Here is a 15556-nt window from a genome sequence, read left to right as displayed (position 1 = left end):
CAATACTACTTTTGTAAATAACTTTCTAATGGTAACTGGCAAAATATGTGTTGTTTAGCATTGCATTCAATTTTGATAAAGGTTAGGGAAGTGCTCCCCAAAACATTAAATTTGGAATGTTATTTGTTTATTAAGCTGCATGAAGAAATTAGTTTTCGCCTTTATTATACTCCTATCCATATTCACTTTTGGTCAACATCAAGATAAGGTAGACTTTACTAAGGCTAATGTTTATTTAAGTCCCGTACCCAAAGAGAAAGAAATAAAAGGTGGTGTGTTGTATCGCTTTGATGTATTGCAGAATGTTGATTCTGTGTTTCTTGATGCTAAGAACATAGATTTTTTAAAAGTAGAACTAGATGGGGAGAAGGTAGATTATACAACCACAGAAAAAATAATTTCCATTAAACATAAGTTTAAAAAGGGAGATTCTCATAAGCTGATTCTTCAATATATAACCAAGCCAAAACAAACTGTTTATTTTATTGGTTGGGATGATGAGCTAGAAGGTAATGAGCAAATTTGGACGCAAGGTCAGGGTAAATATACGAGTCATTGGCTTCCCAGTTTTGATGATATGGAAGAGAAGATTGAATTTGATATGACTATTGAAGCTGATCGTAAATATCAAGTTATTGCGAATGGTAATTTAATTATGCAACCTAACGACATAGGGGAAGACCCTATTTGGATGTTTAATATGGAAAAGCCTATGAGTAGCTATTTACTGGCATTTGCTATAGGCGATTACGATAAACAGGTTTTAAAAGCTAAAAGCGGAGTAAAGATTGAAAACTATTATTACCCAAACGATAGTCTAAAAGTGGAACCTACTTACAGGTATACTAAAAAGATATTTGATTTTTTAGAAAATGAGATTGATGTAACGTATCCTTGGCAGAATTATAAACAAGTGCCAGTACATGATTTTTTATATGCAGGTATGGAAAATACGAGTGCTACTTTTTTCTCTGATGCTTATGTCATTGATTCCACTTCGTTTATTGATAGAAATTACGTAAACATTAATGCTCATGAGCTAGCGCATCAATGGTTTGGTAATTTGGTTACCGAAAAGAATAGCGAACACCATTGGTTACATGAGGGTTTTGCTACATACTATGCTTATTTGGCTGAGAAAGAAATTTTTGGTGATGATCATTTTTTCTGGAAGTTTTATGAAACTGCTAAAACTCTAAATAGTATTTCGGAAAAAGGAGAAGGGGAGGGCTTATTGAATCCGAAAGCTAGTAGTCTTACTTTCTATGAAAAAGGAGCATGGGCTTTAGCTATCTTAAAAGATAAAATAGGAGAAGATAATTTTAAAACCGGAATTCGAAATTACTTGAATAAATATCAGTTCCAAAATGTGACTGTTGCAGAATTTATTGCTGAAATGGAGGAAACTAGCAATTATGATTTAAGTGATTTTAAAACTATTTGGTTAGACGGAGACGTATTCCCGATGGATGCTGCGAAAGATTATTTAATGAATAATAGTGCATCATTAAGAATGTATTATGTTTTAAAACATGATGATGAGAATAGTTTTAATTCCCCTGAAATTTTAAAGGATTCAGAATTAGCTACGGAATTGAAGTTAGAATTGCTTCAACAAAAAGGTGATTTTCCTGAATTAGAACTTTTGCCTTTAATTGCTAGTGAAGATATTAGAATACGGCAATTTACTGCTCAGAAAATGGGTGTAATTCCTGAGGGTTTAAAAGAGTATGCAGAGCCGTTATTATTGGATGATAGTTATATTACCAATGAATTAATGCTTTATAATTTATGGTCTAGTTTTGATTATGATAGAAGTGTTTTCTTAGAAAAGACGAAAGATATTATTGGGTTGCCAAATAAGAATGTGCGACTGTTATGGCTAACATTGGCATTGTTTACACCCGATTATAATCCTACAGAAAGTGTTTATTATCATCGAGAGCTTGTTGGTTACACGAGCGCTATTTATAATCCAGAAGTTCGACAAACAGCGTTTCAGTATTTATTTGAAATTGAAGCTTTAAATGATGATGCCTATATTAATTTAATAAAGGCAACCAATCATCATTCTTGGCAGTTTAGAAACTATGCGAGACAGTTATTTGATGCATTATGGATTGATGAAGAACAGAAAAAAGAAATTGAAAAGGTAGCAATTCAACTAAATTCATCAGATTTGCGTTATCTTAAAACGAAATTAAAGTAATAATGAAAGCATTGGTTATTTCTGGTGGTGGTAGTAAAGGAGCCTTTGCAGGTGGTGTTGCCCAATACCTTATACAAGAAGAAGGAAGAAAGTATGATATTTTTGTGGGTACTTCTACCGGAAGTCTTCTAATTTCTCATTTAGCACTTGGTAAATTAGATAAAATCAAAGAAATATATTCTAATGTAAATCAGAAGAGTATATTTAATAATTGTCCTTTTTTGGTGAAGAATATTCGTGGTAACGAAGAGATTTCAATTAATCATTGGAACGTTCTTAGAAACTTAATGAGCGGTAAAAAAACCTTTGGTGAAAGTGAAAATTTGCGTAAACTTATAGAGAACAGTCTAACCATTGAGGAGTTTGAAACTTTAAAAAGTGGAGATTCAGACGTTATCATAACCGTTTCTAATTTATCATTGAATCAAGTGGAGTATAAATCTATTAAAGATTGTACCTATGAAGATTATTGCGATTGGATTTGGATTTCAGCTAACTACACGCCTTTCATGAGCCTGGTTCGTAAAAACTTTTGCGAGTATGCCGATGGTGGTTTAGGTAGTATTGTGCCTATAGAAGAAGCTATTAAAAGAGGTGCAACTGAGGTAGATGTTGTTGTTTTACATACCGAAGTCAATTATATGAATAGGGTGGCATCTCGTAATCCGTTTGAGTTGATTACGAATATGCTGAGTTTTATTTTAGATAGAATTGAAAACCAAAATATTAGAATAGGTAAATTGGTTGCCAATCAGAAGAATGCGATTATCAACTTATTTTATACACCTACCATATTAACGACCAACTCTTTAATATTTGATAAAGCAAAAATGACCTTATGGTGGAAGAGGGGTTATCTATATGCTAAAAATAAGAATGAAGAAACAAACCCAATTGAACCTAATGAGCATGAATAGTGTTCTTTGACAAATAGGCTTTAACGTATAGCTATAAACAAAAAATGCTTTCCAGATGGAAAGCATTTTTTTATTTCAGTATAATTTTAATTTCTACCATAAATCGCCAATTTCTCTTTTTACAAAAGTTAAGGCAGTAGCCGATGGAGAAGTTTTGTCCATAGTTTCATTTAAAATATCTTCTCTCAATTTATCTGCAGTTTCTGTGTTGCTCATGGCTGCTTTTCTGATCATTTGAATTGTTGCACTTTTTGCTGCTTTAATAATATTCCAACATTCATCGGTCATATAAATTTGCTGCGAAAGGTTATGGTCAAATTCAGTTTCTATGCTTTTGACTAATAAATTCTCGTATGCATTTTTATCATCACCTTGTGGTGCTACACGCACAACCAAGCTAGGTATTGCAATACGTTCTAAAAATAACGCCATTCTTTCGTAGGCTTGTAAGCGCACAGGCAGCGTATCTTTTTGAGAATCTTTATGTAAAAGAAAACGTCTTCTTCCTTCTTCATTATTGGTGTGCATTCTAAAGAAATAGAAAGCTATGGCACCAGTAACAACTGAAGGTATTAAATAAGCGAAAAGTTGAAAAATTTGGTCGGAGTTCATTTTTTAATTAGTTATTAATTACGAAATAAGAACGTCCAAATTTCTCAATTAGTATAGTGTTTCATCGATGAAATACAAGTAATCTAATTTTTAGCGTCTCCCTTCGCCATATCATAAAATGCTTTATAATCTGGTTGAAACTTTATTTGTAGTGATTCTCGTAAGCCACCATCTTGAGCAACAGCTTTAATTCGTTCGCCATTTACACCAAAATCTTTTATTAAAATACTAGCAATTGCCGTCGCTTGTTGTATGGCAATATTCATTTCACCAGTGATATTTAAACTAGCAATGGTAATTACACTACTAGGATTTGCGTTTGCAACCTTCGCCACATTTTCTATCCACCCAATAGATTCGGTGGACGGATTAACGCCAACACCGTCAGTAAAGAAATAGTCTAGTTTTTCAGAAATAATTACGGATCCATCGGCAACGCCAACTGTTGCATTTTCTCCTAAAACTTGCTTCGCATTGGTCAATATTACAACAGCAGTAGAATCATTACTAGCAACAACATCAGTTACACCTTTAAGTTGCTTTTCTTTTCGCTCTAAAGCAGCCATCGTTTTATTAATGTTGTCTGAATTTTGACTAGATAAGGCTGCAAAACTATTTAAGTTCTTCATTAATGTCGCATTCGCATCTTGCAACTCTGTTACCTGAGATTGATACTCATTTGAGCGTTGATCGGCTAACTTCTCATTTCTTTGAGAAGTACTCACCATTCGTGATATAGAATCTAGTTTATATTTTAATTCTTGATTCTGTTCTATCAACTCACTTTTTTTCTGAGCTTGTAATGAAGTTAAACCAACTAGGAAAATAGCTGAACATAAAAAAAATCGTGTCATATAAAATTGAATTAAATAGGTTAATCTAAATTTTGCCGCCAAGGTACGAACAGTCTTTTAATTGTTGAACTCCTGCAAACGGTACTTTTGCTTTATTATAGCCGTAAGTAGAGGCTAAACTTTTATTTAGGTCGTTGTCATCTACATTTACTTGCACATCGTCCATCGTAAATTGGCTAGGGTGTTCATAGCCTGCAGCATGTGTGATTTCTAAAAATTCTTTTCTAAACGTATTAAAATATTGCGCTAATCGGTCTGATTTTAAAGGCACATTAATACCTTTTTGTAACCATTTACTTTGCGTCGCTATACCTGTTGGGCAGGTATTGGTATGGCAAACCTGTGCTTGAATACAACCAATACTCATCATTGCTTCGCGAGCAACATTTATACAATCTACACCCATTGCAAATGCCATGGCGGCTTTTGCCGGGAAACCTAATTTACCTGAACCTATAAATACAATACGTTCGGTAAGATGTCTGTTTAAGAAAACTCTATATAAACTAGAGAAGCCGTATACCCATGGTAATGATACGTGATCGGCAAATGATGGGGGAGCGGCACCGGTACCACCTTCACCACCATCTACGGTAATGAAATCAGGCCCTTTACCAGTCTCTATCATTAAATCAGCCAATTCTTCCCACTGATCTAATTTTCCTATTGCACCTTTAATCCCTACAGGTAAACCTGTTTCATTGGCAATATCTTCTATAAGTGCCATTAATTCCTTTACATTAGAAAATGCTTTGTGTGTCGCTGGTGACAATACATCTTTACCAACTTCAACACCTCTAATTTCGGCAAGTTCAGGAGTGATTTTTGCTCCCGGTAAGACTCCGCCCTTTCCTGGTTTTGCACCTTGAGATAGTTTTATTTCAATTGCTTTTATACAAGGATTGTCCTCAACCAATTTTTTCATTTTCTCCATAGAGAAATTGCCATCTTCAGTTCTTACACCGAAATAACCGGTACCAAAGTGAAATACAATATCTCCACCATGTTTATGGTAAGGTGAGAGTCCGCCTTCACCAGTATTATGATATGCTCCTGCTTTTTTAACTCCTTTGTTCATGGCTTCTACAGCTGCGGCTGACAATGAACCAAAACTCATGGCAGATACATTTACAACACTACCTGGTCTATATGGTTTTCTACGATTATTGTGCTGACCCATAACCTTTGCACAAGGTATAAAGTTAGGCTCTGCAGCATTTGGGTGACCAGCAGGTACTTCATACGCCATCATTCTGTTTTTGATGAATATATGCTGGTGTGCATATAGATCTCGATCAGAACCAAACCCTTCGTAGTTGTTCTCTTTTTTTGCAGATGCATAGATCCATCCTCTTTCAATTCTGTTAAAAGGAAGCTCTTCTCTGTTATTAGCAACAAAATATTGACGCATTTCTGGACCAATACTTTCTAGCCAATAACGCAAGTGCCCTACAACAGGAAAGTTATGTTTTATCGTGTGCCGTTTCTGAATAAAAATATCCCAGATGGCAACTATGAAAAGAAACAAAAAAATCCAAGTCCACCATGGTGGACTTGGAATAGTATTAAAAAAATCGTTCATCAAAATTATTCTTTTGGTTCAAAATCTAAAAGCGGTGTTTGGTCGCTGTTTAAATAATCTAAGCTCATTTCTGTTAGCGTACGAACTCCTAAAAGTAAACCACTATCGTCAATTAAAAAATCTGGTGTGTGGTGTGGGTAAGATTCTGTAGTACCAGGAGTCATTCCTCCTAAGAAAAAGAAAAATCCTGGAGCTTTTCTTTGAAAATAAGAGAAATCTTCAGCACCAGTAACCGCTTTTTGAAATTGTACATTAGCATCGCCAGCTACTCTTTTCATGGTAGGTAACATTTGCTCTACCAATTCTGGGTTGTTATATGTAATATCTGTTGCGTCTTTAATTACACAAGTAGCTTCACCACCGTAAGCTTTGGCAATATCGCTTACCATTTCGACCATACGCTTGTTAAGCTTGTCTTTCATGTCATAATCTAATGTCCTAATTGTACCGATCATCTCTGCAGATTCTGGTATAATATTAAAACGAACACCACTTTTAATTTTACCAACAGTAATTACTGCAGCTTCATTGGTTAGGTCAGTTTCTCTACTGATAATTGTTTGCAGCCCGTCAATAATTTTAGCACTGATCAAAATTGGATCAACACCTGACCATGGTTGAGAACCGTGAGATTGCTTTCCTTTTACGTTAATTGTAAAACTCTGTGCAGCTGCCATAGTACCACCAGATTTGTATCTGATAACACCTACAGGAGTTTGAGAGTTAATATGCAATCCGAAAATGGCATCAACTTTTGGATTACTCATAACGCCTTCTTTTACCATTAAAAGTGCTCCACCTTCTTCTCCTGGTGGTGGTCCTTCTTCTGCTGGTTGAAAGATAAACTTTACAGTTCCTTTGATTTTATCTTTGTTTTTAGACATTACTTCAGCAACGCCCATTAAAATAGCAGTATGTGTATCATGCCCACAAGCATGCATAACACCTACTTTTTCACCCATAAATTCTGAAGTAACATTAGATTTATAAGGTAAATCATTACGTTCTGTAACAGGTAGTGCGTCAATATCTGCTCTTAAAGCAACTACTTTACCAGGTAAATCTCCTTTTAAAATACCAACTACGCCAGTATGAGCAACGCCAGTCTGAATTTCAATACCTAAAGATTTTAAGTGCTTGGCAATTTTTTCTGCTGTTTTGAATTCACGATTCCCTAATTCCGGATTCTGATGAATTTCTCTTCTCCAATCAACTACCTTGCTTTCTATAGCTTTGTAGTCTTTTTCAAGATTTGGTCCCTGTGCCTGAACGGTAAAACCGAAAAGAACGAGGGCCAATAAACCTAGTTTTCTCATAATCAGTATTTAATATTAAATTGTTCTCTATGTTTCAGTCGGTCATTTAAGACTCAAATGTATCGAATGGTAATCTCTTTTTGCGGAATTAAAGTTTAAATATATTCAAAATGAAAAGAAATACCATCTATTGTTTACAAATCTAAAACACTTCACTTTTACTATCCCTCAATAATGGCTAAATTTACACGACTAAAAAAAAGAAAATTTGAGCTCATTTATAGATGAATTGAACGATGCCCAAAAGGCTCCGGTTTTGCATAAAGACGGACCTTTAATGGTTATTGCAGGTGCTGGATCAGGTAAAACTCGTGTACTTACATATAGAATTGCACACCTTATGGCGCAGGGGGTAGATTCTTTTAATATTTTATCATTAACATTTACCAATAAAGCAGCACGTGAAATGAAAGCACGTATTGCTAATATTGTGGGTAATGCAGAAGCAAAAAACCTTTGGATGGGAACTTTCCACTCCGTTTTTGCAAAATTATTACGTATTGATGGTGATAAATTGGGATATCCAGCCAACTTTACCATTTATGATACGCAAGATTCTCAGCGATTATTAGCTTCAATTATAAAGGAAATGGGGCTTGATAAGGATATCTATAAATATAAGCAGATTCAAAATAGAATTTCATCTTTTAAGAATAGCTTGATTACTGTAAAAGCTTACCGTAATGATGCAGATTTGGTAGAGCAAGATGCTATGGCTAAAAAACCTAGAACAGGTGATATATATGAAAATTATGTAGAACGTTGTTATAAGGCAGGTGCGATGGATTTTGATGATTTACTGCTACGAACCAATGAGCTTTTAACACGTTTTCCTGATGTGTTGGCGAAGTATCAAAATCGATTTAGATACATATTGGTTGATGAGTATCAAGATACTAACCATTCTCAATATTTGATTGTAAAGGCTTTGGCTGATCGTTTTCAGAATATATGTGTGGTAGGGGATGATGCACAAAGTATTTATTCTTTTAGGGGAGCCAATATTAGTAATATTTTGAACTTTCAAAAAGATTACGATAATGTAGGTATGTATCGTTTAGAGCAGAATTACCGTTCTACCCGAAATATTGTAAATGCTGCGAACTCCGTAATCGGAAAAAATCAAAATCAAATTGAAAAAGTAGTTTGGACGGATAATGATGATGGTCCTACTATTAAAATTCATAGAAGTACTACCGATGCCGAAGAAGGTAGGTTTGTAGCAAATTCTATTTGGGAACATAGAATGCAGCAACAAATGACCAATGGTCAGTTTTGTATATTATATAGAACAAACTCCCAATCTAGGGCTATGGAAGATGCCTTGCGTAAAAGAGATATTCCGTATCGTATTTATGGCGGACTCTCATTTTACCAACGTAAAGAAATTAAAGATGTGTTGTCTTACTTGCGTTTGGTCATTAACCAAAAAGATGAAGAAGCTTTAAAAAGGGTGATAAACTTCCCTGCAAGGGGAATTGGTGGTACTACTCTCGATAGATTAGTTGTTGCTGCCAATCATTACAACCGTTCCATTTTTGAGGTTATGGAAAATATAGACCGCATCGATTTAAAAATAAATGCGGGTACTAAACGTAAATTAACAGACTTTGTAACCATGATCAAGAGTTTTCAGGTCATGAATGAAACTACAGATGCTTTTGCGTTGTCTGAGCATGTTGCCAAGAAAACGGGTATTCTTTTAGAGTTTAAAAAGGATGGAACTCCAGAAGGTATTGGTAAGATGGAGAATATTGAAGAGCTTTTAAACGGTATTAAAGATTTCGTAGAAGGTCAAAGAGAGATTGATGGAGCAACAGGGAACATTGGTGAATTTTTAGAAGATGTTGCCCTTGCCACAGATTTAGATAATGATACCGGTGATGACGATAGGGTAGCATTGATGACCATTCACTTGGCAAAGGGACTAGAGTTTCCGTACGTGTATATTGTTGGTATGGAAGAAGACCTTTTTCCATCTGGTATGAGTATGAGTACCCGTAGCGAGTTAGAAGAGGAGCGAAGGTTGTTTTATGTTGCTTTGACCAGAGCAGAGAAACAAGCATATTTAACATATACCCAGAATAGATACCGATGGGGTAAATTGATAGATGCAGAACCAAGTCGATTCTTAGAAGAGATAGATGAGAAATATGTTGAAAATCTTACTCCGGTAGATGGCGGTTACCGTTATAAGCCGCTTATAAATGCTGATATTTTCGGAGAAGTTGATAAGAGTAGATTACGTCAAGATAAGCCGGTAAGGGGTACACCACCAATTGTTGGTCAACCTAACACAGGGCAACTTAAAAAATTACGTAAACTAAAACCACAACTATCAGAACCTGTTGGTAATACCAATACAATTGATCCGAGCCTTACTGTGGGTTCTCTAATTAATCATACCCGTTTTGGTCGTGGTAAGGTCGTAAAAATTGAAGGCTCAGGTAATGATAGAAAGGCAGAAATAATGTTCGATAAAGGAGATATAAAAAAACTATTGCTACGTTTCGCAAAGTTAGAGGTATTGGGATAATGTTTATTTTTTTCGAAAATTTGGCTTAACTTGATAAGGAATACATGGAAAAAAGCAGCTTATATTCGGTTTTACTGACAATTTTCCTTTTTGGATGTTCAAGTTCTAATATAAAAGAACCTGATTCGACACAATTTGTAGAGTCGGATTCTGAAGAAATTGAACAGATAGTTAAAGATCCTAATGCAAGTGATTATTGGGATAATGCTGTTTTAGTTTGGAGCGATGAATTTGATGGAACAACACTTTCAAATGAAAATTGGTCTTTTGAAACTGGTAATAACGGATGGGGAAATAATGAGCTCCAAAATTATAGACCAGAAGGAAATACTGAGGTTAGTGATGGTACTTTGAAAATTACGGCTAAAATAAATACGGATAATACCATTGAAGGAGAATATACATCTGCTCGTTTAAATAGCAAGAAGTCTTTTAAGTTTGGTAGAATGGAAATTCGAGCAAAATTACCAGAACATAAAGGAAATGGTACCTGGCCAGCACTTTGGATGTTGGGTAGTAATATACAAACAGCCGGTTGGCCATTGTGTGGAGAAATTGACATGATGGAATATGTGAGTTTTAAACCAAATAAAACTCATTTTACTATTCATAGTAAAGCAAATAATCATACCAACGGTACTGAAGCTACTTCTGGTGCCGTGGAATTGGAAACAATTGAGGAAGAATTCCATAATTTTGGAATTTTGTGGTCATCAGAGTACATAAAATTTTATGTTGATGATATAGAGAATATTCAGTTTATCTTTAAAAGACCAGCTAATAGCACGGTAGATAATTGGCCGTTTTCTAATCATTTTTATTTCTTAATGAATATTGCAGTTGGTGGAAATTGGGGAGGACTAGAAGGTGTTGACCCATTAATTTTTCCGGCTACAATGGAAGTAGACTATATTAGAGTATATCAAGTAAATTAAATAAAACAATTGGCAGAATTCATCAAAATATACGAAGAGAATCCTAACCCTAAAGAAATAAAAAGGGTAGTGCAAGTATTGCGTAAAGGTGGCTTAGTTATATATCCTACCGATACGGTTTACGGTTTAGGTTGTGACATTACTAATTCTAAGGCACTTGAGAAAATAGCTCGTATAAAAGGGATAAAATTGGCGAAAGCAAATTGGTCTTTTATTTGTACAGATTTAAGTAACCTTTCAGATTATGTTAGGCAAATTGATACTGCTACATTCAAAATATTAAAAAGAGCTTTGCCAGGACCTTATACGTTCATTTTGCCAGGTAATAATAATTTACCGAAAGAATTTAAAAAGAAGAAGACGGTTGGTATTCGTGTGCCAGATAATAGTATTGTTAAAGCTCTAGTTGAAGAATTGGGTAACCCAATAGTATCTACTTCTATTCGCGATGATGATGATGTATTAGAATATACAACTGACCCAGAATTAATTTTTGAGAAATGGGATAACCTAGTTGATATTGTTATAGATGGTGGTTACGGCGGTAATGTAGGTTCTACAATTATAGATGTCTCTACAGGCGGATTGCCAGAGGTTATACGTGAGGGTAAAGGAAGTTTAGATATTATATAGATAGTTTCTTATCTAAATTATAAGCATAAAAAAAGCGGCTCAATTGAGCCGCTTTAATTTTATATACTAATCAGGTATTATTTATTGATTGCAGGATCTTTCATTCCTTCTTCAATCATGCTATAAAACTGATCGATTTTTGGAAGAACAACGATACGAGTTCTTCTGTTTTTAGACTTTTCAGTTGTAGAAATTGGAATATATTCTGATCTACCAGCAGCAGTCATACGCTTAGGATCTACGTTGAAATCATTTTGAAGTATACGTACAACAGCTGTAGCACGTTTAACACTTAAATCCCAGTTGTCTAATAAAGAACCGTTACCTCTGTAAGGTACGTCATCTGTATGACCTTCTACTAAGAACTCAAAATCAGGCTTGTTATTTACAACCTTAGCAACTTTACCTAAAACTTCTTTAGCTCTGCTAGTAACATTGTAGCTACCGCTGCTAAATAATAATTTGTCTGAAATAGAAACAAAAACAACACCTTTTTCAACGCTGATTTCGATATCCTCATCATCCAAGTTTCCTAAAACACCTTTTAAGCTCTGTACCAAAGAAAGGTTTACAGAATCTCTACGTGTAATTGCATCATTTAACTTACGAATAGTTAAATCTTTTTCTTGTAAGCTCTCTAATGACTTCTCTAAGTTCTCAGCACCTTTGGTAGTCAAAGTTGTTAAGTTACCCATATTGTTGATCAACTCTTGGTTGTTCGCCTTTAAAAACGAATTCTGATCTTCTAAAGTTTGAAGTCTAGATGAAGCAGTTGCTTTTTCTTCTAAACAATCATTTAATTTTACTGTCGCTGAATTCAATAAATCTTGTGCACTTTTGTGCTTAGCTTCAAGATCTGCGTACTTTTTTGAAGATACACATGATGAAAGTAAAAGCGTTACTGTAAGACATCCTAATAATACTTTTTTCATAATTCTATTCTATTATAATTATTTAGTGGTTTACTCAATTTTTCGCATCTAAGCGACTTCAAAATTATATAATTACGAAGTTACTTATATGACATGATAGTTAATCTTTTACTAAAATGTTAAAATTGCTTATCCTATGTACGAAGTAAGACCATACTATGGACTTCGTAGCGTAATAATTTCTGAGAAATTGGGATTTTTCTCTCTTTTTATACATTTTTCTAAACTGTCGGTAAAAGCTTAAATGTGCCCTGAAAATAGCGAAAAAGTGTTTGAATCTTAACTGGAAAAGAAATCGTATTGCCGCAATACCATCTAAGAGTAATCTTAAGAAAATAATTATAAATGCTTTTCTTCTCGGAAGGTTTTTGGTGATGGAGAATAATGTGTTTCTGAAATTGAGATATGTTTTTTTCGGGTTCATATTACTTAACGTAGAACCGCCCAAGTGATAAACACTAGATGTGCCTACGTAAAATATTTTATAACCATGGTTTTTTGCACGCCAGCATAAATCTACTTCTTCTTGATGGGCGAAGTAATCTTCATCGAATCCTTTTAACTCTTGAAAAACTTCTTTCTTGATAAACATACAGGCTCCTGTTGCCCAAAAAATTTCTCGAATATCATTGTATTGACCTTCATCTTTTTCTAAAGTCTGAAAAACTCTACCTCTACAAAATGGGTAACCTAACTGATCAATAAAACCACCGCCAGCGCCTGCATATTCAAAGTGGTCTTTTTTAAGTAAATCTAAAATTTTAGGTTGAATGATAGCAGCATCAGGTATAGTGGTAAAGGCATCTATAATTGGGTTTAACCAATTGGGAGTTACTTCTACATCTGAATTCAATAAACAAAAGATGTCTGCGTCTACATGTACCAAAGCATCATTATAACCTTTGGTAAAACCACCATTTTCTGTATTCTGTATAATTTTTACTGTTGGGTAGTTGGCTTTGACAAATGCAACAGAGCCGTCTGTTGAAGCATTATCTGCGACGTATATATCTGCATCAGCAGAATAATTGATAACAGAAGGCAAGTACCTTTCTAAAAGCACTTCACCATTCCAGTTTAATATGACTACGGCTATCTTCAAAACGATCGCAAATTAACGGCTAAAATCAGGAATCTCTTGCATAAATTCATATTTTTCCGCAACAAAGTCTGTTTGACAGTAATAATGAGAGAGTCCGTTAGTGACCATCAGATAGGTAGCATTCAATTTAAAATTGTATTGAGCGATTTGGTCGAAGGTCATTTGAGATATTGAAACTTCTGGTGCTTTGCACTCTACTAGTATATGAAGTTCACCATTAGGTTTAAATACAACTACATCATATCTTTTCTTTAAACCATTAAGTGTTATTTGCTTTTCAACGTTAATATGGCTCAATGGATAGTTCTTTTCTTGTATAAGAAACTGAACGACATGTTGCCTTACCCACTCTTCGGGAGTAAGCACCAAAAATTTTTTACGTATAACGTCAAAGATCAAGGTTCTATTTTCGCTATTTTTGACCCTGAAAGTGTAGCTAGGGAAATTTAGTGGCTGCATTATACAAAGTTGATGATTTTTTCTGAATGGATGAAGCCGTACAAATAGTCAATGCAATTAAGAAAGGGCAGATTAGCCCTATTTATTTCCTGTATGGGGAAGAAGCTTATTTCATTGATAAAATTTCTGATTATATAGCTGCTAATGTGTTGACCGAAGAAGAGAAGGGTTTCAACCAAATGGTGCTTTATGGTCGTGATGTATCTATTGAAGATATTGTGGGTAATGCTAAACGCTACCCGATGATGGCCGAACGGCAAGTGGTTATTGTAAAAGAGGCACAACACCTTTCGCGTACTATAGAGAATCTTTGTTCGTATGCAGAAAATCCTCAGCAATCTACGGTACTTGTTATTTGTTATAAATACAAGAAGTTAGATAAGCGTAAAAAGCTACACAAGATTATTAAAAAGAACGGAGTAGTTTTTGAAAGTAAAAAATTATATGAGAATCAGGTTAGCGATTGGCTAAGAAAGCATTTGGTAAGCCGAGGTTACACCATATCTCACAAAGCTGCTTTATTGCTTGTGGAGTACTTAGGAACAGATTTAGGTAAGATTAGCAAAGAGCTTGATAAGCTAAAATTAGTTCTACCCAAACAGACCGAGATAAACCCACAGCATATTGAAGAGCATATCGGTATCAGTAAAGATTATAATAATTTTGAGTTGAAAAGGGCTATTGGTGATAGAGATATCTTGAAAGCGACTAAAATTATCAACTACTTTGCCCAGAACCCGAAAGACAATCCGTTTATATTAACGATTACCCTGTTGCATTCGTTTTTTACGCAGTTGTTGCAGTATCACGGACTTTCAGATCATTCACCAAAAAATGTGGCTAGTGCATTACGTATTAACCCTTATTTTGTAACTGAAATACAAACTGCGGCACGTAACTACCCGATGAAGAAAGTTAGCGGAATTATCTCAAGTCTTCGTGAAATGGATTTAAAAGGAAAAGGAGTAGGGGCATCACCAATGAAGGAAGCTGATCTACTTAAAGAACTTCTTTTTAAAATAGTATAACGATTACTTTTTGTCGATTCCGAATTTACCCGGCCCTAATAATGAAACGGTAACAAAGGCTACTAGGTAAAATAAGGCTTTTTCTTTAGTGCCAAAATCATCTGCACCATGAGTGATAAATGCTGCTACTGCCATAGTGATGGCTACTGGTATTGCTGCTAAACGCGATTTAAAACCTATAATGATTAAAATAGGACAAATAAATTCACCGATTACAGCTAAAAATAATGAAGGTGTTTCACCAATACCAAAAGGATCTGCAAATTGGAAATCACCAGAAATAAGCTTTTGAAATTTTGGAAGACCATGGGTTAACATCATGGCTGAAATTGCTATTCTAAAAAAAGCTAGACCAATATCTTTTAATAAAGTGTTTTTCATGAATGCTCATTATTTCCTTTAAAAGTATCGATTTTTTTTGTTTTTTTAAGATTTGTTGGT

At 34.7% G+C, this 15556-nt stretch carries 14 protein-coding genes; 6 read left to right on the top strand and 8 right to left on the bottom strand.

The features are described from left to right. The first annotated feature begins 139 nt into the window (after positions 1-139). Positions 140-2209, top strand: coding sequence for a M1 family metallopeptidase (locus QSV08_RS07225; RefSeq protein ID WP_324027730.1), 2070 nt, complete (start codon positions 140-142; stop codon positions 2207-2209). 2 nt (positions 2210-2211) lie between these two features. Further along, positions 2212-3126, top strand: coding sequence for a patatin-like phospholipase family protein (locus QSV08_RS07220; protein WP_324027729.1), 915 nt, complete (start codon positions 2212-2214; stop codon positions 3124-3126). 93 nt (positions 3127-3219) lie between these two features. Here the strand turns inward: QSV08_RS07220 and QSV08_RS07215 are convergent, their stop codons facing one another. The 4 genes from QSV08_RS07215 to QSV08_RS07200 all read right to left on the bottom strand — a co-directional run bounded on the left by QSV08_RS07215 (position 3220) and on the right by QSV08_RS07200 (position 7490). Next, the gene (locus tag QSV08_RS07215) at positions 3220-3738 is read right to left on the bottom strand and encodes a hypothetical protein (RefSeq protein ID WP_324027728.1); all 519 of its coding nucleotides are present in this window, start codon (positions 3736-3738) and stop codon (positions 3220-3222) included. 83 nt (positions 3739-3821) lie between these two features. Beyond that, the gene (locus QSV08_RS07210) at positions 3822-4592 is read right to left on the bottom strand and encodes a hypothetical protein (protein WP_324027727.1); all 771 of its coding nucleotides are present in this window, start codon (positions 4590-4592) and stop codon (positions 3822-3824) included. A gap of 25 nt (positions 4593-4617) precedes the next feature. Next, a complete protein-coding gene (locus QSV08_RS07205) occupies positions 4618-6174 on the bottom strand; it encodes an FMN-binding glutamate synthase family protein (protein WP_324027726.1) in 1557 nt (518 codons plus the stop codon). 5 nt (positions 6175-6179) lie between these two features. Further along, positions 6180-7490: an amidohydrolase gene (locus QSV08_RS07200; RefSeq protein ID WP_324027725.1), complete on the bottom strand. Its 1311-nt coding sequence runs from the start codon at positions 7488-7490 to the stop codon at positions 6180-6182. 208 nt (positions 7491-7698) lie between these two features. Between QSV08_RS07200 and QSV08_RS07195 the strand changes: the two genes are divergently transcribed. From QSV08_RS07195 to QSV08_RS07185, 3 genes are read left to right on the top strand one after another with little or no spacing between them, the layout of a single operon-like run. Next, positions 7699-10026, top strand: a complete 2328-nt coding sequence (locus QSV08_RS07195) for an ATP-dependent helicase (protein ID WP_324027724.1) — start codon at positions 7699-7701, stop codon at positions 10024-10026. Between the two features lie 44 nt (positions 10027-10070). Next, entirely contained in the window at positions 10071-10961 is an 891-nt protein-coding gene (locus QSV08_RS07190; RefSeq protein WP_324027723.1) for a glycoside hydrolase family 16 protein, read from the top strand. A gap of 9 nt (positions 10962-10970) precedes the next feature. Continuing rightward, complete coding sequence (locus QSV08_RS07185) at positions 10971-11594, top strand: L-threonylcarbamoyladenylate synthase (RefSeq protein WP_324027722.1); 624 nt, start codon at positions 10971-10973, stop codon at positions 11592-11594. Positions 11595-11671: 77 nt separating this feature from the next. Here QSV08_RS07185 and QSV08_RS07180 read toward each other — a convergent pair whose 3' ends face one another. The 3 genes from QSV08_RS07180 to QSV08_RS07170 all read right to left on the bottom strand — a co-directional run bounded on the left by QSV08_RS07180 (position 11672) and on the right by QSV08_RS07170 (position 14087). Next, complete coding sequence (locus QSV08_RS07180; protein WP_324027721.1) at positions 11672-12526, bottom strand: OmpA family protein; 855 nt, start codon at positions 12524-12526, stop codon at positions 11672-11674. A 100-nt stretch (positions 12527-12626) separates the two neighbouring features. Continuing rightward, entirely contained in the window at positions 12627-13628 is a 1002-nt protein-coding gene (locus QSV08_RS07175; protein WP_324027720.1) for a glycosyltransferase family 2 protein, read from the bottom strand. 12 nt (positions 13629-13640) lie between these two features. Beyond that, a complete protein-coding gene (locus QSV08_RS07170; protein WP_303599270.1) occupies positions 13641-14087 on the bottom strand; it encodes a type I restriction enzyme HsdR N-terminal domain-containing protein in 447 nt (148 codons plus the stop codon). A 26-nt stretch (positions 14088-14113) separates the two neighbouring features. On the opposite strand from QSV08_RS07170, the gene holA reads away from it, so the two are divergent. Then, positions 14114-15115, top strand: a complete 1002-nt coding sequence (gene holA, locus QSV08_RS07165; RefSeq protein ID WP_324027719.1) for a DNA polymerase III subunit delta — start codon at positions 14114-14116, stop codon at positions 15113-15115. Positions 15116-15118: 3 nt separating this feature from the next. On the opposite strand, the gene QSV08_RS07160 is transcribed toward holA, so the two are convergent. Continuing rightward, on the bottom strand, positions 15119-15496 hold the full coding sequence (locus QSV08_RS07160; protein WP_324027718.1) for a DoxX family protein: 378 nt from the start codon (positions 15494-15496) through the stop codon (positions 15119-15121). Positions 15497-15556: the final 60 nt, after the last annotated feature.

Origin of the sequence: Maribacter sp. BPC-D8, from assembly GCF_035207705.1 — a bacterium.
Lineage (GTDB): Bacteria > Bacteroidota > Bacteroidia > Flavobacteriales > Flavobacteriaceae > Maribacter.
Note: the sequence above shows the minus strand (reverse complement) of the source record. Positions and strands in the feature narration are given on the sequence as shown.

What these genes read in the sequence shown, in the direction of transcription:
- QSV08_RS07225 (WP_324027730.1), top strand. Translation starts at nt 140, where the DNA reads ATGAAGAAATTAGTTTTCGCCTTTATTATACTCCTATCCATATTCACT.
- QSV08_RS07220 (WP_324027729.1), top strand. Translation starts at nt 2,212, where the DNA reads ATGAAAGCATTGGTTATTTCTGGTGGTGGTAGTAAAGGAGCCTTTGCA.
- QSV08_RS07215 (WP_324027728.1), bottom strand. Translation starts at nt 3,738, where the DNA reads ATGAACTCCGACCAAATTTTTCAACTTTTCGCTTATTTAATACCTTCA.
- QSV08_RS07210 (WP_324027727.1), bottom strand. Translation starts at nt 4,592, where the DNA reads ATGACACGATTTTTTTTATGTTCAGCTATTTTCCTAGTTGGTTTAACT.
- QSV08_RS07205 (WP_324027726.1), bottom strand. Translation starts at nt 6,174, where the DNA reads ATGAACGATTTTTTTAATACTATTCCAAGTCCACCATGGTGGACTTGG.
- QSV08_RS07200 (WP_324027725.1), bottom strand. Translation starts at nt 7,490, where the DNA reads ATGAGAAAACTAGGTTTATTGGCCCTCGTTCTTTTCGGTTTTACCGTT.
- QSV08_RS07190 (WP_324027723.1), top strand. Translation starts at nt 10,071, where the DNA reads ATGGAAAAAAGCAGCTTATATTCGGTTTTACTGACAATTTTCCTTTTT.
- QSV08_RS07180 (WP_324027721.1), bottom strand. Translation starts at nt 12,526, where the DNA reads ATGAAAAAAGTATTATTAGGATGTCTTACAGTAACGCTTTTACTTTCA.
- QSV08_RS07170 (WP_303599270.1), bottom strand. Translation starts at nt 14,087, where the DNA reads ATGCAGCCACTAAATTTCCCTAGCTACACTTTCAGGGTCAAAAATAGC.
- holA (WP_324027719.1), top strand. Translation starts at nt 14,114, where the DNA reads ATGGATGAAGCCGTACAAATAGTCAATGCAATTAAGAAAGGGCAGATT.
- QSV08_RS07160 (WP_324027718.1), bottom strand. Translation starts at nt 15,496, where the DNA reads ATGAAAAACACTTTATTAAAAGATATTGGTCTAGCTTTTTTTAGAATA.